The sequence below is a fragment of the Gracilibacillus sp. HCP3S3_G5_2 genome, assembly GCF_052063305.1.
Classification (GTDB): domain Bacteria; phylum Bacillota; class Bacilli; order Bacillales; family Amphibacillaceae; genus Gracilibacillus.
Genome location: NZ_JBQHXU010000004.1, coordinates 278,541 through 299,929, shown reverse-complemented (window position 1 = coordinate 299,929; position 21,389 = coordinate 278,541). Strand labels below are relative to the sequence as shown.

Genomic DNA, 21,389 nt, shown 5'->3' with positions numbered 1-21,389 from the left:
AATGTCAACAACAGTATTGAAGGAAATAGTAGAGCAGGATACACGCCAACTTGTTGTAAGAATGAAAGGTGTAAGTAAGGTTTTTCCAAATGGAAATGTGGCGGTAGACAATGTGAACATGGATATCGTAGACGGAGAATTTATTTCTTTTGTAGGACCGTCCGGATGCGGTAAATCGACGATCTTCAAAATGATTTCTGGATTAATAGAAAATACAACTGGCGAGATTGAGATCTTAGGCTCTCAGGTGCAATCTTCGCAACAAAAACGTACGGATGTTGGCTTTGTCTTTCAGGATGCTACTCTCTTACCTTGGAGGTCTGTTTTGGAGAATGTAATGTTGCCTTTAGAATTCCAAAAAATGTCAAAAGCAGAAAAGCGAGAAGAAGCAGCAAGGGCATTAGAATTAGTTGGACTGAAGGATTATGCTAAATCTTTGCCACGTCAATTATCAGGTGGTATGAAAATGCGTGTATCCATTGCACGAGCCTTAGTAGCCAAACCGAAACTGCTGCTAATGGACGAACCGTTTGGTGCTTTGGATGAAATCACACGTCAAAGCCTCCAGTCGGAATTACTGAGAATATGGGAATCACAAAAAATGACCGTCTTATTTATTACCCACAATGTATTTGAAGCAGTATACCTATCGACAAGAGTTGCGGTGATGACTCCTAGTCCGGGTAAAATTGCTTCAACTGTAGATGTTCCATTACCGTTTCCTCGGGATGATGAGATCAGAACGACACACCAGTTTAGTGATATTGTTGCCAATGTTTCACGCGATCTAAAATTTTAATGAGGTGATCAATGTGTGGAAAAAACGACTAATGGAATTAATAGGTGAAGAGAATGTGATCATAAAAGATACAACAATCGATCGATTATCCAAGGATTTTTACTGGTATTCTCCGATATTGTATGAAGAATTAAAAGATAAAGTTGCAGATTGTGCAGTGGCGCCGACCACAATCGAAGAATTAACCAAGATAATTCAATTTGCAGTGGACAATCGTGTGCCGTTAACGCCACGAGGTGCGGGAACGGGAAATTACGGTCAAGGGATCCCTCTAAACGGGGGAATTGTTATAGATTTAACCAAGCTGACCCAAATTGTACAAATAAATGAAAAAGATGTTCGTGTTCAGGCAGGGGTTAAGCTGGGATTATTAGAAAAGACACTGAGAAAGGAAGGGAAAGAACTTCGCATTTTCCCTAGTACCTTTATGAAATCGACAGTTGGTGGTTTTTTATGTGGTGGATCTGGTGGAATTGGTTCGATTCGGTGGGGGAATTTGTGGGATGGTAATGTACTTGAGGTGACGATTCTAACAATCGAGGATGAACCACAAATGTTAACCATTAAGGGTGAGGAAGTACTAGATTATATTCATAATTACGGTACTACAGGTATTTTAGTAGAAGCTGTCCTACCGATAGAATCGAAGACTGAATGGGCCCAATATATTATGTCATTTGAAGCCTTTAATGAGGCGGTTATGTTTAGTGATGAACTCTCACATGATGAATCCATTATTAAACGACTTGTTTCTGTTTGTGAATGGCCAATTCCTTCGCATTTTCAGCAGCTTAAATTTTTAGAACAAGACAAATCCATTGTGATGCTTGAAATAGCAGAGAATGCCGAGCGAGAAATGAACGTACTGGCTGAGAAATACGGTGGAAAGCAGTCATTTTTTATCCCGGCATCTAAATACCACAAAGGATTGAAAGTATCTGACTTTACATGGAACCATGCAACATTATGGGCACATAAACATGGTGAGAATATGACTTATTTACAAGCAAGGTTTCATACGAAAAGGGTTTTTGAGCAAATGAGGAAAATAAGAGAGAAATTCGGGTATGAAGTTCAATTTCATTTCGAATATATCAAAATCGAAGGTAAGGTCACCCCGACTTCATTACCAGTTATCATCTATCAATCAAAGGAAAGACTTTATGAAATAATAGATTTTTTTGAAGAGATTGGCGTAATGGTAAATAACCCTCATACGTATCTGCTTGGATTTGGAGGCTATAACTTGCGGATGGAAAAGATCAAATCCTTGAAAGAACAGAATGATCCATATGATCTGCTGAACAAAGGGAAAATTCCTACAAAAGAAACGATCAAACTAGCAAAGTGAGGAGGCGGAAAATGGAAAATATACAGACAGAAAAGCTGAAGGTTAAAAAGGAAGTGTCTAATCGTAAGAGCGTCAACATTAATTTTCTTCAAAATTGGGTTCCTCCAATCATAGCATTTGTCATTTTTATATTGGTTTGGCAATTCGGAACATTATTATTACAAATACCACCGTATATTTTGCCTAAGCCTACTGATGTTTTAACGGCAACCGTAGAAAATTGGGGGCGTCTATGGGACTCTGCTTCCACTACTATATTGGAGTCTGTTATTGGTTTTTTCTTTAGCGTTGTAATAGGTGTATCCGCTGCAATCATTATGGCAAGTTCGAAAATCCTGGAAAGGAGCTTATATCCATATGCCATCCTATTGCAGACGATCCCGATCGTTGCCATTGCGCCAATTATTGTTATCTGGTTTGGTTCTGGTATGAATGCCATTGTGATCATTGCCTTTACGATTGGATTTTTCCCGATGTTATCCAATACATTGATCGGCCTGAATGCGACAGACAGAGGGATGCTGGATTTGCTTAGTCTGTACCAAGCATCTAAATGGCAGATTATGTGGAAAATCAGAATCCCTGCTGCGTTACCATATATCATTGCCGGTTTAAAAATATCTTGTACCCTAGCGATTATTGGAGCGATAGTCGGTGAATATATAGCCGGAATTGGAGGGGGAGATGGGGGATTAGGCTATGCGATCACTGTGGCATCAACAACGATGGAAATTCCTTATTTATTTGCATGTGGTATAGCTGCCTCATTACTAGGGATTGTGTTTTTCTTATTAGTAAGTTTGTTGTCCAAGATGTTATTAGGGTCTTGGCATGAATCAGAAATGAAAAAAGACTAAAGATTATAAGGGGGAGTAAGGATGAGAAAGTCTATTTGGAATACGGGGATGTTACCACTAATTGCTGCGTTGATTCTGCTATTGCTTGCCGCTTGTAGAGGAGATAATAGTTCGGAGGCGGAAGCAGATACAGGTCCTGTTGACGAAGAAACTGACACGGAAGCAGCGGAAGGCGATGTTGACTTAGGGGAGGCTACCTTGGTAACCAACTGGTTTGCCCAGCCTGAGCATGGTGGGAATTATGCGGCATTAGCGGAAGGTTTTTATGAAGAAGCGGGAATAGATATGACGATTGAGCCAGGTGGCCCGCAGGTTTCTGCTACTCAGTTAGTAGCTTCGGGGAAAATGGATTTTGGTTATACCTCAGGTGAGGATATTCTAAACTCGCGTGATAAAGGGATTCCATTAGTAGCAATTGCTGCCATCTTCCAAGTAAGTCCTTATGTACTTATTTCCCATGCAGAGGCAGGAGTCGAGGATTTTGAAGATCTTAATGGTATGACAAGTATTACAGCACCTGGAGTTGGTTATTGGGAGTATATAAAGGAAGCCTTTGAGTTAAATGAAGTAAATGAGCTTTCCTATACTGGGCAATTAAGTACATTTATCGACAATCCAGAGGCTGTTACGCAAGGCTACATCACATCAGAACCGTATGTACTAGACGAGCAAGGTGTGGAAAATAGTTATTTGCGTATTCATGATTCGGGTTTCCAGCCGTATTCTAACGTTATTTTCACTACGGAAGAAATGATTGAAGAAAAACCAGAGCTAGTTGAAGCTTTTATGGAAGCAACGGTAAAGGGTTGGGAAGTATATCGTGAAGATCCGGCGAAATATCAGGATATCTTATTGGAATACAATCCTGATTTAACAGAAGGATTGATGGAGTTTGGTGCGACAGAACAAGAAGAATTAATCTTTAGTGGCGATGCCGAAGAGCATGGATTCGGCTATATGACAGAAGAACGGTGGACAACATTACAGGAACAAATGCTTGACCTTGGTATCATTTCTAATGATGAAGATCCGAATAATTACTTTACAACAGAATTTCTGCCATCGGAGGAATAAATATGGAGCAATCACTATCCTTATATAATGTGTACCTGCCGCTAAGATCTAAAGATCAACTGTACACAATAACGATACAAGATGGTAAATATCAATCAATTGAAGTGCAAGCTGCCAAGGTGGAACGAGATGTGATACCTTTTGAACAAGCAGAACAGGACTTGTCGAATTGTTCTCATATAGATCTTGAGGGAAGAATTGTTCTTCCCTCTTTTGTTGATATTCATACTCACCTTGATAAAGCTTATTCGTTGAAGGTAGTATCGAATCAATCTGGAACATTGTTGGAAGCGATCCGGAATTACAGTGAACGGGCGCGGATGTTTACAAAGGAGGAAATTAAGCAAAGAGCCCGGCGAGAGGCGCTCCAGTCCCTCTCCTTTGGTACAACACATATTCGTTCACATGTTAATTTTGAAATGGATACGAGTGTACAGTTAGCGATGGATAATCTCCAGGCAGTGATGGAAGTGAAAGAAGAGTTAAAAGATTTTATCGATATTCAAGTTGTGCCAATGTTTTCTAGGCTGGATGAGCGTACTGATCAGGAGCTTGCAATCATAAAAGAAGCGATCCAGTCGGGAGTTGACGGAATTGGCGGTGCCCCGCATTTAATGTCGAATCCTTCAGAAAACATGGACCTGGTGATGCGCTTGGCGATAGAACATGGGAAATTCGTCGATTTACATGTTGATGAAAATGATGATCCTGCTGTTTGTACGATAAAAGAACTTGTGAAGAAAACGGCACAATATAATCTTGGTGGGCAAGTCACTGCGGGTCACTTATGTTCATTAGCTGCCGTGGAACAAGATAAGGTGAATCACATTATAGAAGGAATGGCTAAAAATCAAATCAATGCTGTAACACTACCGGGCGCTAATATGTATTTGCAAGGAAGGCAAGATCGTGGGGTTGTTCGTAGAGGGGTTACTAGAATAAAAGAGTTAATAAATGGTGGTGTCTCCATTGCCACTGCTTCGGATAATGTCAATGATCCGTTTCATCCCTTTGGAAGAGGAGACATGGTACAGATTGGGTTATTGACTGCGTACACAGCGCACTTGGCCAGTGAGGAAGAATTATTACATGTTTTAAAAATGATGACAACAACCCCTGGATCGATCTATGGAATAGATAAGCACGATATCGAAGAAAGTGCTAGGGCTAATTTCGTTGTGATAGATTCGAAAGATATTTATGAATTATTTGCATCTATTGCACCGACAAGATACGTATACACAAAAAAGCGCTGGTTGAATGGTATAAAATCCCAAATGCTGATATCGGATAAGAAGCTTGCCGCTCTTTGGAAGGCGAACATAGAAGAAGTTCCACTCCGTGTTTGATGAGAGGTGAAATAGATGTATGAGATAGCGGTAAAAAATGTAAAATTGCTCGGTCAGAAAGAGTGCTACAATATAGGGATTGACAATGGCAAGTTCGCAATCGTTACCGATAAGGGGATAAAAGGGGAGACAGAATGGGATGGGAGAGGCAATTTCTTATTGCCACCGTTTGTAGAAACACATACTCATATGGATACGGTATTGACTGCTGGTTCCCCTCGTTATAATGAGTCTGGCACTCTCTTTGAAGCAATCGAGATTTGGCAATTAAGAAAAGAAGAATTAACCATTGATGATGTTGTGGAGCGTGCTTCAAAAGCGATAATGCAATTGATTTCGTATGGTGTCCTTTTTGTTAGAGCGGCAGTGGATGTTTCTGACCCAGAGCTTACCGCCTTACATGGTTTACTGAAAGTTAGAGAGAAATTTAAGAAAGAAATGGAACTGCAAATTATTGCCTTCCCGCAAAATGGATTAGTATCCTGTATAGAAAACCAAGAGAGGATGCGCGAGGCGGTCAAGTTAGGAGTGGATGCTATTAGTGCTGTCCCACATTTGGAGAATACAAGAGAGAAAGGGATTGCATCCTTGGCGTTTTGTTTTAGGCTAGCGAAAGAATATGATACGTTGATTCATATTTTTTGTGATGAAGTAGATGATGAGCATTCCAGATTCCTTGAGGTGGTAGCAGATTTTGCTATGGAGTATAGTTATCAAGGTAAGGTTGCTGTTAGCCATGCGAATGCGTTGAGCTATTACTCCGATGTGTACGCCAATAAGGTGATACAACATGTAAAACAGGCAGGTTTGACAGTGGTTGCTTGTCCATTAGTAAACAGTGTGATGCAAGGTAGATCTGACCCATATCCAAAGGGGAGAGGAATTACCAGAGTGAAGCAATTGTATGAAGCGGGAGTGAATGTTTGTATCGCTCACGATGATATTCGCACCCCTTTTTACCCTTTAGGAGTCGGGAATATACTTCAGGCTGCGCACTTTGGGCTCCATCTTGCTCATATGACAGGGCGCGGTGATTTTGAATCGGCTATTAGGATGATTACCGAGAATGGTGCTACCTGTTTGCGATTACGTGATCAGTATGGAATTGAAGTTGGCAAACCTGCGAATTTTATTGTGTTGCCGGTAGATAATGTGGGAGAAATGCTAAGTAAGCAGCCGAAACCTATTTACGTTGTGAAAAATGGCAATAAGGTAGCGACCACAGCACCTGTTCAAACACGTTATTTTTTTACAGGGTATGAAGAAAACGCCTGAAATTATATTTCAGGCGTTTAATAGTTGTCCATCTTAGTTACTCATTAGGCATGGCTACTAATCTTTGGTACATCTCCGACAAACTCCACTTCGTTATATTGGAAGAATGCATCCAATAACACTTCCTGATTATCCTGAAAGAGCTGATCAGCTACTGCTGCAGCCAGTTTTGGTATAGCGAAGCGTAAACCGGAAATAGCCGATGCTGAAAGACCGCAGCTGATTAGCGCGGCATAGTTAAAGGCGTATAAGCCGTGTAATAGTTTTTTCCCTTTTTGGGCTTTGCTCTGAAATGCAAAGCCGGGACTTAAATATGGATGTGCATCTAATACAGGATTAGCGATATGCTTAGGTGCTTGATAATAATCTCTCCATCTGAATATATAAGGCTCTACCATTTGGAGCTCTGGCCGTAATGCTGGATCGGTTTTAAGACCTGTGCTAACGATAATAAAATCAACTACGTATTCTCCCTTTTCTGTAATAATTTTCACTTTGTCTTCGAAAGGTTGAACTTCTCTCCAAGGCTCTCCAACGTGTAAATGGAATCCGGGCCAGGAACTTGCTCTGCTGAAAGTATCATTTGTCGGAGGTTGGTTATGGTGAAAGAAGTGTGCCATTACCTTATATTTATTTGCATCCGAAAAAGTATGGTAACGATCGATCATCCCGGAATACTCCATATGGCGGATGGGATTAATCCGAGGAATCTCCTTTCGCCTTATAAAGACGCTCACTTTTGCGCCCCCTTGGGCTAGTGCGTGATTCGCATTATCGAATGCAGATGCTCCGCCACCGAGGATGGCGATCTGTTTATTCTTTAATAGGGAGAAATCAATTTCTTCGGATGTGTGCGCATACTTGTTTGTTGGCAACTTATCTTTAATGAAAGACGGTACATGCCACTCTCCTCCTCCTTGAATTCCGGTTGCCAATATTACTTTGCGCGTAAGTAAGGGGTTTTCTGTCTTGGTGTCATTCTCCAGATGTAAACGGTAGATTTTCTCGTTCTCGATAGGCTCAATCAACTTTAATCGAGTATTGTTGTGGATGGGGAGTGAAAGTACTTCCCGAAACCAACGAAGATAATTCATCCAGTCTCCCTTTGGGATTTTATCTAATTCCTCCCAGCCTTTGTCGCCGAACTGCGCTTCCCACCAAGCACGAAAGGTCAACGATGGAATCCCGGTATCAATAGCAGTTAAATGTTTTGGTGTTCGTAGTGTCGACATTCGTGCATACGTATCCCAGGGTCCTTCCAGTCCTTCTGGATTTTCATCAATAATTAGGATATTGGTGATTTTTTCTCGAATTAGCCCTAAAGCAGCTCCTAACCCACTTTGTCCACCCCCGACAATAATAACGTCGTATACGTTCTTGCCGTCATAGCGTAGGGGTGGTACCCAACTTTTTTCCGGTATATTGAGATAAGTGAGTTCCTTTTTTACTCGTTTATTAAGATCTTCGATAGTCATTTTCTTCCCCCTTCAGAATAACTGTTAACTTATATGACATTTAATGTAATTTATTTCATCTTATCATGTATGATTAGGATAGAATATGTTTTGAATAACCAAAAAAGAGGGTGGTTATTAGTGAAGATATATAAGTGCATTACAAAAAAAGAAATCTGTTTGGTGAAAATAGATAATTGGAAAAGGGTTTTTAATAAATAATAACCAATGACATTCCTTTCATCATTTAATAGAATAACAATAAACATTACCTCATATGTTAGAAAAATTAACAAATAACTTCCGCGTACATGGAAGGAGGGGGAGTATGGATGATATTCATGAGATATTAACCTCCATTTCTAATCATTCAGTAGAAGGCTCTGTGCTTGCCACGATTGTAGATGTAAAAGGCTCAGCTTATAAAAAAGAAGGCGCGATGATGTTATTTAAACCGGATGGTTCACAAACGGGCATGTTAAGCGCCGGATGTCTAGAAGTGGATTTAGCAGAACGAATTGAACGTATGGGGATAGGCAAAAAACCAGAATTGCTTACGTATGATATGCGTGCAGATAATGATTTGTTGTGGGGACAGGGTTCTGGTTGTAACGGTGTCATTAAAGTGTTGGTGGAACCAGTGGATCGGATGCTGTTGCAACATTTACAAAGAGTCAAGGAAGCGTTGAATAGCGATCAAAAAGTGTTGGTATACAAGGAACTCCCCGTTGAAAATGGAACAATGAACTATTTATTTCAGACAGATAATGCGCAATTTGGAGAAGTGAATGAGCCTTCCACTATTAATCAAGTGATACGAAAGGCCATATCTTTTTCCTATATAAGAGGGACACAATATATGACCTCAACACAGCAATTTCTCTACCTCGATTGCTATCAGCCAAAACCACGATTAATCATCATTGGAGCGGGCGACGATGCCAAACCAATAGTCAGGCTAGCCTCACAAACAGGCTTCCGAGTTGAAGTTGCGGATTGGCGTGAAGAATTGTGCAACCAATTCAATTTCCCAGAAGCAGTAAAACATTATCTAGGTTTTCCTAATGAATTACAACATCAAATTCATTTTAAAGCATCGGACTATGTTATTTTACTGACACACAATTTCCAGCGTGATAAAGAACTATTAGCCTTCTTAAAAGAACAACCTTTAAGGTATTTAGGCGTATTAGGCTCTGCAAAGAGAACAAAAAGATTACTAGGTGGGCAAGAGCCTCCTAACCATTTATTTTCCCCGATTGGAATAAATATTGATGCTGAGGGAGCAAAGGAGATTGCGATCAGTGTAATAGCTGAACTAATTCAAGTAAAGAAAAAGTCCGTGACAAGTGGGGAGCCTGTCAGTGAAATCAGCTAAGGTAGCAGGGATAATCCTTGCTGCCGGAAACAGTCAAAGAATGGGGGAAAACAAATTACAGTTACCAATTGGTAATACCACGATAGGAAGTGCTTCATTAGCAACAGCATTGAATTCCAGGCTGGATAAAGTATTTGTCGTTGTACAAGAGCATGCGTCACTTCATTGGATCACGGAGGATGTAGAGCGACAAAAGACGAGATACCAGATCGTTCGAAGTAAGCAAGCGTGTAAAGGACAGTCTTATTCGATAAAGGCCGGAATACAGGAAGTTCAAAAATATTCATTCGATGGTGCAATGATGTTGCTAGCTGATCAACCATTCTTAAAACCAGCTATTATCGATAAAATCATTCATCTATTTAACAGTTCAAGTTTAGATAAATCATTTATTGCGGCTCGAAATGCAGATATTTTACATCCACCCATTTTATTCCGTTCCAGCCTATATCAACGACTGTTAACGATTCGAGGAGATAGAGGAGCTAAGTCGATCTTAAAGGATATTCAAAACGAGGGATATGTTATTGATTTTGATGATGGGAAAAGTTTTTATGATATTGATACGAAGGATGATTATCAATGGGCAAAGAGATGGCAGAAACAATTATAGGAAAGGAGCACATGCAGAAAGTATGGAAAGCAGAGAGTATACAAGAAGCGATCGATTTGAAAAAAAGGTTTCAGGATCAATCTACTTATATCGCGGGTGGGACGTTATTGCAATTACAAAGAGAGCAAGGTGCACAGCTTCCACCTAATCTTATCCGACTAGACCGGATACCAAAGCTGAGAGAAATAGAACAGGATGAAGATAGGTTGTATGTGGGTGCTTATGTTTCATTAACGGAATGCCAAACGAATCCAGCTATTCTTAGCATAGCACCTTTGCTTGCGGAATCAGTGAAGGAAGTCGCTTCTCCTGCAGTCAGAAACAGAGGTACTATTGGAGGAAATATTGCTTATGGGGTCGGTGATACGATACCGGCATTATTGGCACTGGATGCTGATATCTCTTGGATAAGTGGAAACCAGATGTATACAGCAAAGCTATGGGATTATTTACAGCATCAACCAGATCGAAATGCTATTATTACTACCATTCATCTTAAAAAGCAAATGAATAGTCAAAAGCAAATACAATATTACCGAAAAGTAGGTCGCAGGGAGTCATTTATTCCCTCCCTTGTTACGGTTGCTATTTGCTGCAGCTGGAATGAACAAAACAGGATTGATTTTATTCGACTTGCAGCAGCAGGGGGTACAAGTGCCCCTGTGAGATTGGAATCATGTGAAGCGTATCTATACAGTAACGAATTGTTGGAGGAAAACCTTGGTGAACTATTTGACATGATGATGACGGAATATCGACCAATCTCTGATCCTTTTGTAACGAGCCAGTATAAACAACAAGTTGCTGCGAATTTAATTGCATCTGTGTTAAGGAGATATATATGAACAAATAGGAGAGTGAGAGGTCATGTATCAAAATCGAAACCGAATCAGACCAGATGGTAAGGGGAAAGTTACAGGAGCTTTGAAATACTTGACCGATTTATCGTTTCCAGACATGTTGTATGGAAAGGTGTTAAGAAGTGAGTACCCACATGCAAGAGTAGTATCGATATCAACAGAAAGAGCAGAGCAATTGCCAGGTGTAAAAGCGGTTATTACTCACCGGGATGTCCCTGGTTTAAACCGATTCGGAATTGTTACGCCTGATCAACCAGTACTGTGTGAGGATGTTGTTCGTTATGTTGGAGATGCAGTAGCTGCCGTGGCTGCAGAATCAATGGAGATAGCTGACCAGGCACTTGATTTGATAGAGGTCGAGTATGAGCCTTTACCTGTTTTAGATTCCCCACAAAAATCCCTTGAGCAACATGCACCAAAGCTTCATCCAAGTGGTAATATCCTGCATAGAGCAAGCTTTCACTCTGGTAATATCGAGGAAGGGTTTGCTCAATGCCATACAATAATCAAAGAGACCTATCAATTGCCAAGACAAATGCATACCTATATGGAAACAGAGGGTGGCGTTATGGTACCTGAAGATCATGGTGGTGTTACCGTTTATGTAGGAACACAGCACGGTTACAAGGATCGTTTTCAATTGTCGCGGATTCTTGGTATTGCTGAGGAGAGGATTCGTATTATTTCAAGTCCGATGGGTGGTTCATTTGGTGGTAAAGACGAATTAAACATTCAGCCTTATGGTGTTTTATTAGCATTAAAATCAGGGTTACCGGTAAAAATTCATCAGTCGAGAAAAGAATCCGTCATATCTGGGTTAAAACGCCATCCGATGAAAATCACCATGAAAACAGGAACAGATCAGAAGGGGAAAATTATTGCACATAAGGTGGATATAGTAGCCGATACCGGTGCTTACGCTACGTTAGGACCAGCTATTCTCGATTTTGCAGTCGAGCATTCCGTAGGACCATATATGATCGAACATGTTGCAATTGATGGTATTTCGGTTTTTACCAATAACGGTGTTGCTGGCGAGTTTAGAGGATTTGGTGGTAACCAGGTAACCTTTGCATTAGAAGGACAGTTAGATCGGTTAGCAGCAAAGCTAAAGCTAGATCCAATCGAGCTAAGAAGAAGAAATATTCGAAAAACTAATGATCTCGGCCCTATGAAGCATAGAATAGCAGCTACGAATGGAGCATCACAGGTATTGAAGCACATTGAGCAGCATTATATAACGAAAAAGCAGAACGCTTCCTCTTGTAACGATATAGAAGATACAAAAATAAAAGGAATGGGTGTTGCTATATCTATGCATGGCGGTGGCTTAGGATATGGGCGATTAGATCCTGCCGGAGGCCAACTATCATTAACAGAGGATGGAAAAATCGAAATTGCTTTTGGTTTTGAAGAAGCGGGTCAGGGTATTTTGAATGTTATTGAAACAATAGTTACCGAGGAGTTAGGCATTTCGGACAGTGATGTAAAAGTCGTGATCGGTGATACAGAGAAGGTGCCCTCTTCTGGTTCCACTACTGCATCAAGAGGAACGAGCATGGTATGGCATGCCGTTAATCGTATGAAACACCATTTTAAACAGCAAATATTAACGTCTGCTTCTGCTATTCTGGGTCTTCCTGTAAAAGTCCTCCGTTTAGGTCCAGGCGGTGTTTATCAAATCAGCCAGGCTAGTAAAAAAGTAATCGATTTTCGTGAAATTGCTAGTAAATCATTAGACACACCGATTATAACTTCCACTCAATTCGATTTTCCGACTACTCCCGATCAGGTTGACGGCGGGCATTTTTTATATACGTTTTCAGCAGTGTTTGCCCAAGTAGAAATTGACCTTTTAACAGGAAAAGTGACCGTAATTGACTTGGATCAAACAATTGCAGCCGGACCTATTGTCAGTCTGAAAGGGTATATTGGCCAAATTGAAGGTGGCGGAGTAATGTCATTGGGCTACACCTTAATGGAGGAAGCACTGATGAAAGATGGCAGATATGTCACTGAAAACCTCGATGGTTATTTAATTCCGGGTATTCAGGATGTACCAACGATGCAGATTACACCAATTGAAGAACTGGCTAAAGGTGATAAATACGGTCCTCGTGGTGTCGGTGAAATCGGTACTGTAGCGGTTGCGCCTGCTATTACCAAAGCAATCCACGACGCAATCGGCTATATGCCTGCAAAGCTACCAATTTCTTCAGAAGAAATTCTTACAGCAATAATGGAGAGGAGGAAGAATCCATGGATGAAAGCAAAGCAACCACTGTGATAATAGAGGGCGAGGTAAAAGAGGAAATTAGCTTTACTATGAATGGTTCTTCCATTACTTTACAAGTAAGACCAACGGAGAGATTAGTAGATATTATCAGAAATAAATTGGATTACACAGGTACCAAAATTTCTTGTGGTATCGGAAGGTGTGGGGCGTGCTCAGTGATGATTGATGGAGCCTTAGCGAATTCCTGTTTAGTAATGGCTTATCAGGTGGATGGTTCCCTAATCACGACGATAGAAGGAGTGTTGGATAAAGGTGCACTTCATCCAATTCAACAGGCATTTTTAGAGGAAGGCGGTTTTCAATGTGGATACTGCACACCAGGAATGATCATCGCCACAAAAGCATTGCTAGATAACGAGCCAAACCCATCTGATGATCAAATCAAAACAGCATTGTCTGGTAATCTCTGTCGCTGTACAGGATATGGAGGGATTATCAGAGCAGTAAGAAAAGCAGCAGAAAGGATGCTATAAGTGCATCCTTTTTTTCATGAGGATCATGATAAATTATATCGACGGTATTATTACTACTCTGGCTACAAAAGTTTATGCCCCTGGGAAAGCGAAACGGTCAGCTACAGCGGTGGACTGGCACTAGCGACCTTTCAACATGACCACTCCAGCAAATAACATGCTTTGAATTAACCTTCTCCTATCTTACTTGTTTATGGAGTATCCGAAAATCCTGATGCTTCCCCTTTTTTTGGTGATTTTATGGTAAGATGAGTGTAAATTTATCCAGATAAATCATCATGCGTTATTTTTTCGTTTCCATTTATTAATTACAGCTAGGAGATTGTCATAAGAAAATATATTGGGGGGGGTTTTATGAAAAGGCCAAACAACAAATATATCATGTGGAGTTTATTGTTTTGTATCGTGCTTCCATTGTTTATTCCGAGTCAATTTGTGATGGACGATGGTTGGCGAGGAAACTATACGTTCGGCTTCCCATTTGAATATATAACTATTTACCAACATCAACCAAATAGTAGCTGGCTCTTCGATAATCTGTTTAATGGAAATAGCGGGATGCATATACATATTGGAGCATTACTGGTGAATATCGTGATATTCTATATGCTATTGTGGTTAGTACAATATATGATTGTCCGTGGCACGATGAGTAATGAAGAGAGGAGTTAGATATTAGATGAAAATAACGAAAAAAACATTTGCTAAATCGAGTTCATGGATTAAACGAAATGCCAGACCATTGGAGGCTGCAAGGTGGGAATACCTTTTCGAAGGTGCTTCATATGATCAGGTTATTCATTACTTATCCGCTTTTCAAAATGATGATGGTGGATTTGGTCATGGCATTGAACCAGATTTCTGGGCGCCAGCTTCTTCACCAATGGCAACATGGACGGCAGGTCAGATTTTAATAGAAATTGGAGCAGATGCCGAAGAAAAAATAGTGCAGTCGATGCTTACATATCTAACAGAAACCTGCAACGAAAGTACGGGAATGTGGGCTTCTGTTCTGCCCGAAAACAATCAATTTCCACACGCACCATGGTGGCATTGGAAAGAAGGGGTTCAGGATAACTGGATGTTCAATCCAAGTGCTGAATTAGCAGCCTTCCTCATTCATTGGTCACCTAAAAACAGTGAAGCTGCACTGTTAGGGTGGGCTGTGATCGAAAAAGCAATTGCTCATCTAATGGAAAGTGAGGAAATGGACAGTCACGAGCTTAATAATTTCCAACAATTATTAAAGATCCTTGCAAAACATGCTGATGCTGATTTACTAATTAATGTCTCCAGAAAAATCAATACACTAATCGAAAAGACTGTAGACAAGGATGTATTAGAATGGTCAACTGGATACAAGCCACTTCCGTTAGATTTGATTGATAGCCCACAGCATCCCCTTTATGAGAAAATGAGTGATTTAGTGGAGCTGAACCTGTACTTCTATCTAGAACAGCTGTCAGAGGAAGGTACTTGGGATATTTCATGGGAATGGGGGAGCTACCCGGAAGAATTTGCTGTTGCCAAAAGGTATTGGACAGGAATACTGTTAATTGATAGATATAAAATATTGAGGACATTTAGAATGTTATAGAATGCCGGTTTAAGAGATTCCAGGAACCTCATTAATCTGACTTGGAGAGGAGGATAATACAAATGAATATCACCATAGAACAACCAAAGGAGGAACATGCAGAAGCGATTGCTCACATCTGTTCTACCGGTTGGAAACAGACAGTAGAAGGAGAGCTAAGCAAGGAATATCAGACGAAGAATGTTGCATTTTGGTACAACCTTGAACGTGTGAAAAATGACATTAAACAAGGAAGTTATTCTTATGTAGCAATCTATCAGTCGAAAGTCATCGGGGTTATTGGTGGTGCCATAACCAAGCCTGGTACAGGAGAGGTATTCGTGCTTTATATTGATGAGAAATATCGATATAAAGGGGTTGGTAGACAACTGCTTGAGGCATTGACGCAACAACAAATCGAAAAAGGGGCAACAGAACAATGGGTCTCCGTACAAGAAGATAACGAACTAGGCATCCCTTTCTATGAAGCGAGGGGATTTACATATAGGGAGAAAAAAATTACAACTACGGAAACCGGCGAGAAGCAAGTGTCCATGAGGTACTTCAGAAAAGTAGATTAAAGGGGATAAAATACATGGAAATACGAAAGTTAGATGTAACAGATGCCGAAAATTATTATTTTTTAAGGTTAGAAGCATTACAAGAAAGTCCACAATCATTTGCGGCAAGTTATGAAGAAGAAAAAACAAATACGGTTGAAATATATAAGAGTAGATTGGCATCATCTCACAAAGCAGTAACACTAGGAGCGTTCATAGATTCTCAGCTTGTTGGAGTGGTCACGTTAGTTAAAGAGCAATTAGTAAAATTAAGCCATCGAGCAAATATTGTAGCAATGTATGTAAAGTCTGCATTTCGAGGCAATGCCATCGGAAAGAAACTAATTTCTACTTTAATCGAAGAAGCAAGAAAGATCGAAGGGATTGAGCAACTGTATTTGTCCGTTGTGACGAGTAATGAATCGGCTAAAAGACTATATGAATCAGTTGGGTTTGAAGTGTTTGGTACGGGGAAGAGAGCACTGAAAATAGACAATACTTATTATGATGAAGATCATATGATTCTTTTCTTATCTCGGTTTTAGTCGCCTATCTTGAGTAAAGTCTACTTTATCATCTGGAGTAAGACCTATGCTTTGATTAGAAATGACATGAATAGTCGTAAGAGTATTGGTGCTCGTGGCTCGCTTACTTATAGGATACGAAATAAAAATATTATTGGGAGTTAAATAACGTTGGTTAAATTAAAAAATATCAATATTGATTTTGATTGCAAAAAGGAAACTCCTTATTTTCAAGTTACGTCAGAACAAAGAATTAGATTTGGTATGGAAGACTTAAATATTACTTTACTCAGAAAAATTGTAGAAGACATATTTAGAGAGAATGAATGTCTCAGTGTTATATTTTTATCAGAGTATATTATGCATCATAAACGTTATTCTTCCAAATCAAAAATAGGTAAAATAATTAAAATTAAAAATTGGCACGAAATTGTTGTTATGAATGAAGCTATTGGCGAAGGTGAAGTGTACGCTATTATAAAGAATTTAAACTGTCATGATGTAATGAAGTACTGCTCAGCAATTTATAAAGGTCATCCGGAAGCGTATCTTTCTTTTTTTAATGATAAACTCTTGTTTTATATAAATGGGGATGTTATTGATATTATTTCACATGATGCTAAAAGGATAGCATATTTAAAACAATATTACGCTAAATTATACGATAAATATTATGAAGATGGTTCTTTTCGAAATTATTTTGATGCCTAAATCCACCAGTATCTGTTAGTCACAGACTGTTGGTGGATTTATTCATTATCAATTAATGATGTTCTCTCTATAGCTTTTAGTTAGCAGGGTTTAAATTTTCCGCTTCATTAAATACAAGATTGCCTCGATTATATGTTTTCGATACACTGCAAGGAAAACGATGCCCGATATAAAGACTTTGCTTATGTTTGGCATAATAATTATCTGCAGAAACCACTGTATCTTTGTCAAAAGAAATGATGGTGAAATCAGCATCATAACCAGTGGCAATTTTCCCTTTTCCCTCTAAGGAAAAACGCTTTGCTGGGTTTAACGCGGTCCAATCAGCTATCCTTTCCAATGAAATATGATTGCTCTTAGCAAGCTCAAGCATCGAAAGTAAGGTGAATTGGCCACCGCTAATCCCGCCCCAGGCACTAAAGAGATTATGAGTGCCAGGGTCCTTCAGTGAATAAGGTGCTGGTGAATGATCGGAGGCGATGATGTCGAACTGGTTATCCCGTAACAGTTGAATTAACTGTTGTCGTTCTTCTTCTAAACGTAATGGCGGTGCACATTTAGCAATAGCACCTTTCGTTTGTAAAGCTTGATGGGAATATAATAAATAATGTGGACAGGTTTCAACGCTAACATCGAGCCCTTTTTGTTTTGCTTCCATAATCTTTGCGACAGCCTCGGAACTGCTGATATGAACAAAATGTAAAGCACAGCCAGTAACTTCTGCATAAGAAAGTGCTTTTTGGACAGCCTCTACTTCGGCAACAATCGGTCGAGATGCTAAGTAATCATCAGCAGAAAGTTTTTGCTTGGCTATTCTATCACTCGTCAGAAAATCCGTTATCGTTTTACTTTCTGCATGTAATGCCAAAACTTTTCCTAAACGGGCTATTTCTTTCATTCCTTGAATAAGTGTTTCATCATCTGCTGCTTGGAACTCTTCATTTCCAGCATCAGAAATGAACGCTTTAAAGCCTATTACCCCTGCCGAAGCAAGGTCAGCCAGATTGTTTATATTACCGGGTACTAGCCCTCCCCATAGATAGTAGTCAATAATGGATTTCTCAGTAGCTATCTCATTTTTTTGCTGAAAGGCATGAAGGTCAATGGTGGAAGGTATCCCGTTTAATGGCATATCGAAATAGGACGTATAGCCACCAGCAGCTAACATATAAGAACCTGAGGTGAAGCCTTCCCACTCTGTGCGTCCCGGTTCATTGAAATGGACATGGATATCTATTGCTCCAGGAAATATATACTGACCTTGTGCATCTTCTACTTGTGTAGTTGGTAGCGTAATTTGATCATCTATCATAACAATTTTTCCAGATTTTACACCAATATCCTTTTGGCTCACGCCATCAGGGAATACAACTTTTCCATTTTTAACCACTAAATCTAAATGATGAATCATATCTATTCCTCGCTTTTTAACTAAATTAATCCTGTAGCTGATGATGGTTCATTTTTTGTGTAGGTCAAGATAGTAGATCCAGAGACTAGTATGGTCGCTCTCATCTCAACATCGATTTACATCCAGTGTTCAGTTGACTCTTGCTTTTTGGATGCTCTGTGTATTTTTTGTGTAAAATTCTAGTGCGGCAGTTGTTGCTTTCCCAACTTGGATATTTGCATGGTGATGCAGGAGAACCGCTTCTAATGCTCCGAGTACAAATAATATATTTTCTTTACGACAACTATAGCCCATCGTACCAATACGCCATATTTTTCCTTCCAATGGCCCAAATGATTTGGCTATCTCTATTCCGAATTGCTCTAATAGCATCGTCCTTACCGATTCAGGCTCAATCCCTGCAGGTACTTCAATACACGTAACAGTTGGCAGTTTGGCTGAGCGATCTCCATATAGTTGAAGCCCCATTGCTTCAATACCAGCTATTAATGCCTGTTCATGAAAAAGGTGCCGGTTAAATCGTTGCTCTAATCCTTCTTCAAGGATAATTCTTAACCCTTCACGTAGGGCGTATAACATCGAGGTTGCTTCGGTGTGGTGGTTTAAGCGACGTGGACTCCAATAATCCTGTAGCATACTGATATCAAAGTAGTTGCTTTTAATAAAAGAATGACTTCTGGCTAGCTCCTGTTCTTTATCTTCCTTGGTAGAAATCCCTAGCTCTACTTTTTTCCTTTGCTGAATAATTTCTTCCACTCTGTGGTTATAGGTAATTGGTGCCATTCCGGCTGGTATCGATAAACATTTTTGTGTCCCGCCGATGACCGCATCAATCATCCATTCATCCACCTTGATATTTACCCCTCCGATTGAAGCAACCGCATCTACAATCAACAGGGCATCGGCATCTCTTGCTGCTGGACCAATTTTGTCGAGAGGTTGCATGCAGCCCGTTGAGGTTTCGCCATGCACAACTGCGACGACTTTCGGTTTTACTTTATTTATTTCATCGATAATTTCCTGTTGATGAAATACCTCTCCCCAGTGACATTCGATCGTGTGCACATCTGCCCCATACCGTTCACAGATTTCTGTAAGTAAGTAGCCGAATCTTCCGAAAATCGGGACTAATACCTTGTCACCTTTTTCAATCACACTGCACAATAATGCTTCAATTCCAGATCTTGAAGTTCCATCAACAGGGAAAGCCCATTTATTGTTTGTTTGGAAAATATCACGCAGCATTTCCATCACTTCATTCATAATATGAGTAAAGGCTGGATCGAATTGCCCAACAATCGGATTACTCATGGCACGTAATACTCTTGGATCTACTTCAACAGGACCCGGAGTCATAATGGTCCGCATTGGTGTGTTTAAATCGGTATATTGCATCGTACTATCATCCTTTCTTAGGTATAGGCTAATTCATATAAGTAATCTACTAATACGCTGACGCCATTCTCTAAATCTTCTTTTTTGGTATATTCCTTGGGTGAATGGCTGATTCCTTTCTCACTTGGCACAAAAAGTAGAGCAGTTGGACAATGGTTACCAAATACTTGCGCATCATGGCCTGCTCCACTTACAAGTGAACGAAAGGAAATATGCTTATTGATTGCTGTTTTTTTGGATAGTAGTGTTAGTTTAGGATCCATTGCTACTGGTTTTACATGCATCCATGGATGGATGTCAACAGACATACCCAGCTCCTCTGAAACAGTGGAAAAGTATTGGCTGATATCTTCCCAATAATGATCTAACAATTCGTCGTCAAAGTGACGTATGTCCAGTGTGAAATCAACCTGGCCAGCAATAACATTTGGCACGTTTGGTTGGACATTTAATTTTCCTACTGTTACAACGAGATCTTTATCAAGACGTTTCGCTTTCTCTGTAAGATAATGAATGAATTGTGATGACAGACTTAATGCGTCTTTACGATAAGGCATTGGTGTTGTTCCTGCATGATTACTTTCTCCTGTAACTCGTACAGTGAATCTCCTCTGACCAACAATATAGTCAACGATCCCTATCGATGTATTACTGTAATCCAATACCACACCTTGCTCCACATGCATTTCAATAAAAGCGTTAATATCCTTTCTATATGGGGAACGATACTTAGCAGGATCAAAGCCTGTTTTTTTCATGGCCTCTGTTAAACGAATTCCATCTGAATCTTTTATCCCAGCAGCATCCTCAAGTGTGTATTTGCCAGTTATATTACCTGACCCCCAAAAAGTAAGCGGGAAACGACTGCCTTCCTCTTCACATAAAGATACTACCTCTATTGTTTTTTTGGGTCGACCATATAGTTGATACAAGATCTTTGTTGCTAAAAAACTGGCAATAATACCAAATACACCGTCATACTTCCCTCCGTCGATTACCGTATCGATATGAGAACCAGTAAGTATGGTTCGATCTTTATGTTTCGTTCCTTCTAATCTGCCAAATAAATTACCAACACTATCAAAATAAGCGGTGAACCCGTGTGCATTCATCATTTCTTTTAATGCCAATTGTGCTTCTAACCAGGCATTTGAATATAGTAAACGAGTAATTCCTCCAGTGTCGGATTGACCAAATGAAGCTAACCAGTTTACTAATGCTTCAACATCTTGTATTTGAAATGGCTCCGATTTTGTTTTAGTAATCAATCTCCCTACACCTCAATCCCTACGTAACTTTTTCTTGTTTAAGTTATACCTAAGTTTACCAACTGAATTCCAAGTGTTCATTAGCAATATTGTCATATTTGCTGACATCTGTTGTGCAAATCCACTAAATATTTGTAATAATGATTCCAAACTTAACAAATATAA

The 21,389-nt window shown here is 39.8% G+C and carries 20 protein-coding genes; 16 read left to right on the top strand and 4 right to left on the bottom strand.

Annotation, left to right across the window (positions count from 1 at the left end; genetic code table 11):
* The first annotated feature begins 1 nt into the window (after position 1).
* From ACTNEP_RS08450 to ACTNEP_RS08425, 6 genes are read left to right on the top strand one after another with little or no spacing between them, the layout of a single operon-like run.
* Positions 2 to 799: an ABC transporter ATP-binding protein gene (locus tag ACTNEP_RS08450; protein ID WP_441161416.1), complete on the top strand. Its 798-nt coding sequence runs from the start codon at positions 2 to 4 to the stop codon at positions 797 to 799.
* Positions 800 to 812: 13 nt separating this feature from the next.
* Positions 813 to 2,150, top strand: coding sequence for an FAD-binding oxidoreductase (locus ACTNEP_RS08445; RefSeq protein ID WP_441161415.1), 1,338 nt, complete (start codon positions 813 to 815; stop codon positions 2,148 to 2,150).
* Between the two features lie 11 nt (positions 2,151 to 2,161).
* Entirely contained in the window at positions 2,162 to 3,007 is an 846-nt protein-coding gene (locus tag ACTNEP_RS08440) for an ABC transporter permease (protein ID WP_441161413.1), read from the top strand.
* 21 nt (positions 3,008 to 3,028) lie between these two features.
* The gene (locus ACTNEP_RS08435) at positions 3,029 to 4,081 is read left to right on the top strand and encodes an ABC transporter substrate-binding protein (RefSeq protein ID WP_441161411.1); all 1,053 of its coding nucleotides are present in this window, start codon (positions 3,029 to 3,031) and stop codon (positions 4,079 to 4,081) included.
* A 2-nt stretch (positions 4,082 to 4,083) separates the two neighbouring features.
* A complete protein-coding gene (locus ACTNEP_RS08430; protein WP_441161410.1) occupies positions 4,084 to 5,430 on the top strand; it encodes an amidohydrolase family protein in 1,347 nt (448 codons plus the stop codon).
* Between the two features lie 15 nt (positions 5,431 to 5,445).
* On the top strand, positions 5,446 to 6,705 hold the full coding sequence (locus ACTNEP_RS08425) for an amidohydrolase family protein (protein WP_441161409.1): 1,260 nt from the start codon (positions 5,446 to 5,448) through the stop codon (positions 6,703 to 6,705).
* Between the two features lie 44 nt (positions 6,706 to 6,749).
* Here the strand turns inward: ACTNEP_RS08425 and ACTNEP_RS08420 are convergent, their stop codons facing one another.
* Positions 6,750 to 8,180 (bottom strand): NAD(P)-binding domain-containing protein, encoded by a 1,431-nt coding sequence (locus ACTNEP_RS08420; protein ID WP_441161407.1) that lies wholly within the window; start codon positions 8,178 to 8,180, stop codon positions 6,750 to 6,752.
* Positions 8,181 to 8,487: 307 nt separating this feature from the next.
* On the opposite strand from ACTNEP_RS08420, the gene ACTNEP_RS08415 reads away from it, so the two are divergent.
* The 10 genes from ACTNEP_RS08415 (at position 8,488) to ACTNEP_RS08370 (ending at position 17,150) form a co-directional block, all read left to right on the top strand.
* Entirely contained in the window at positions 8,488 to 9,537 is a 1,050-nt protein-coding gene (locus tag ACTNEP_RS08415; protein ID WP_441161406.1) for an XdhC family protein, read from the top strand.
* Positions 9,524 to 10,150 carry an NTP transferase domain-containing protein gene (locus ACTNEP_RS08410; protein ID WP_441161405.1) on the top strand — a complete coding sequence of 209 codons (627 nt, stop codon included), beginning with the start codon at positions 9,524 to 9,526 and terminating at the stop codon, positions 10,148 to 10,150. The genes ACTNEP_RS08415 and ACTNEP_RS08410 overlap by 14 nt, the downstream gene beginning before the upstream one ends.
* The gene (locus ACTNEP_RS08405) at positions 10,120 to 10,995 is read left to right on the top strand and encodes an FAD binding domain-containing protein (protein WP_441161403.1); all 876 of its coding nucleotides are present in this window, start codon (positions 10,120 to 10,122) and stop codon (positions 10,993 to 10,995) included. The genes ACTNEP_RS08410 and ACTNEP_RS08405 overlap by 31 nt, the downstream gene beginning before the upstream one ends.
* Positions 10,996 to 11,017: 22 nt before the next feature.
* The gene (pucD, locus tag ACTNEP_RS08400; protein ID WP_441161402.1) at positions 11,018 to 13,297 is read left to right on the top strand and encodes a xanthine dehydrogenase subunit D; all 2,280 of its coding nucleotides are present in this window, start codon (positions 11,018 to 11,020) and stop codon (positions 13,295 to 13,297) included.
* Positions 13,270 to 13,779 carry a (2Fe-2S)-binding protein gene (locus ACTNEP_RS08395; RefSeq protein WP_441161400.1) on the top strand — a complete coding sequence of 170 codons (510 nt, stop codon included), beginning with the start codon at positions 13,270 to 13,272 and terminating at the stop codon, positions 13,777 to 13,779. Before pucD ends, ACTNEP_RS08395 begins: the two co-directional genes overlap by 28 nt.
* A gap of 354 nt (positions 13,780 to 14,133) precedes the next feature.
* On the top strand, positions 14,134 to 14,451 hold the full coding sequence (locus ACTNEP_RS08390) for a hypothetical protein (RefSeq protein WP_441161399.1): 318 nt from the start codon (positions 14,134 to 14,136) through the stop codon (positions 14,449 to 14,451).
* 7 nt (positions 14,452 to 14,458) lie between these two features.
* Entirely contained in the window at positions 14,459 to 15,376 is a 918-nt protein-coding gene (locus ACTNEP_RS08385) for a hypothetical protein (protein WP_441161398.1), read from the top strand.
* 62 nt (positions 15,377 to 15,438) lie between these two features.
* Positions 15,439 to 15,936, top strand: a complete 498-nt coding sequence (locus ACTNEP_RS08380) for a GNAT family N-acetyltransferase (protein ID WP_441161396.1) — start codon at positions 15,439 to 15,441, stop codon at positions 15,934 to 15,936.
* Positions 15,937 to 15,950: 14 nt separating this feature from the next.
* Positions 15,951 to 16,460: an N-acetyltransferase family protein gene (locus tag ACTNEP_RS08375; protein ID WP_441161395.1), complete on the top strand. Its 510-nt coding sequence runs from the start codon at positions 15,951 to 15,953 to the stop codon at positions 16,458 to 16,460.
* 150 nt (positions 16,461 to 16,610) lie between these two features.
* Positions 16,611 to 17,150, top strand: coding sequence for a hypothetical protein (locus ACTNEP_RS08370; RefSeq protein ID WP_441161393.1), 540 nt, complete (start codon positions 16,611 to 16,613; stop codon positions 17,148 to 17,150).
* 76 nt (positions 17,151 to 17,226) lie between these two features.
* Here ACTNEP_RS08370 and ACTNEP_RS08365 read toward each other — a convergent pair whose 3' ends face one another.
* The 3 genes from ACTNEP_RS08365 to allC all read right to left on the bottom strand — a co-directional run bounded on the left by ACTNEP_RS08365 (position 17,227) and on the right by allC (position 21,224).
* A complete protein-coding gene (locus ACTNEP_RS08365; protein WP_441161392.1) occupies positions 17,227 to 18,561 on the bottom strand; it encodes an allantoinase in 1,335 nt (444 codons plus the stop codon).
* Positions 18,562 to 18,690: 129 nt separating this feature from the next.
* Entirely contained in the window at positions 18,691 to 19,956 is a 1,266-nt protein-coding gene (locus ACTNEP_RS08360; protein ID WP_441161391.1) for a pyridoxal-phosphate-dependent aminotransferase family protein, read from the bottom strand.
* Positions 19,957 to 19,973: 17 nt separating this feature from the next.
* Entirely contained in the window at positions 19,974 to 21,224 is a 1,251-nt protein-coding gene (gene allC / locus ACTNEP_RS08355; protein WP_441161390.1) for an allantoate deiminase, read from the bottom strand.
* Positions 21,225 to 21,389 lie beyond the last annotated feature (165 nt).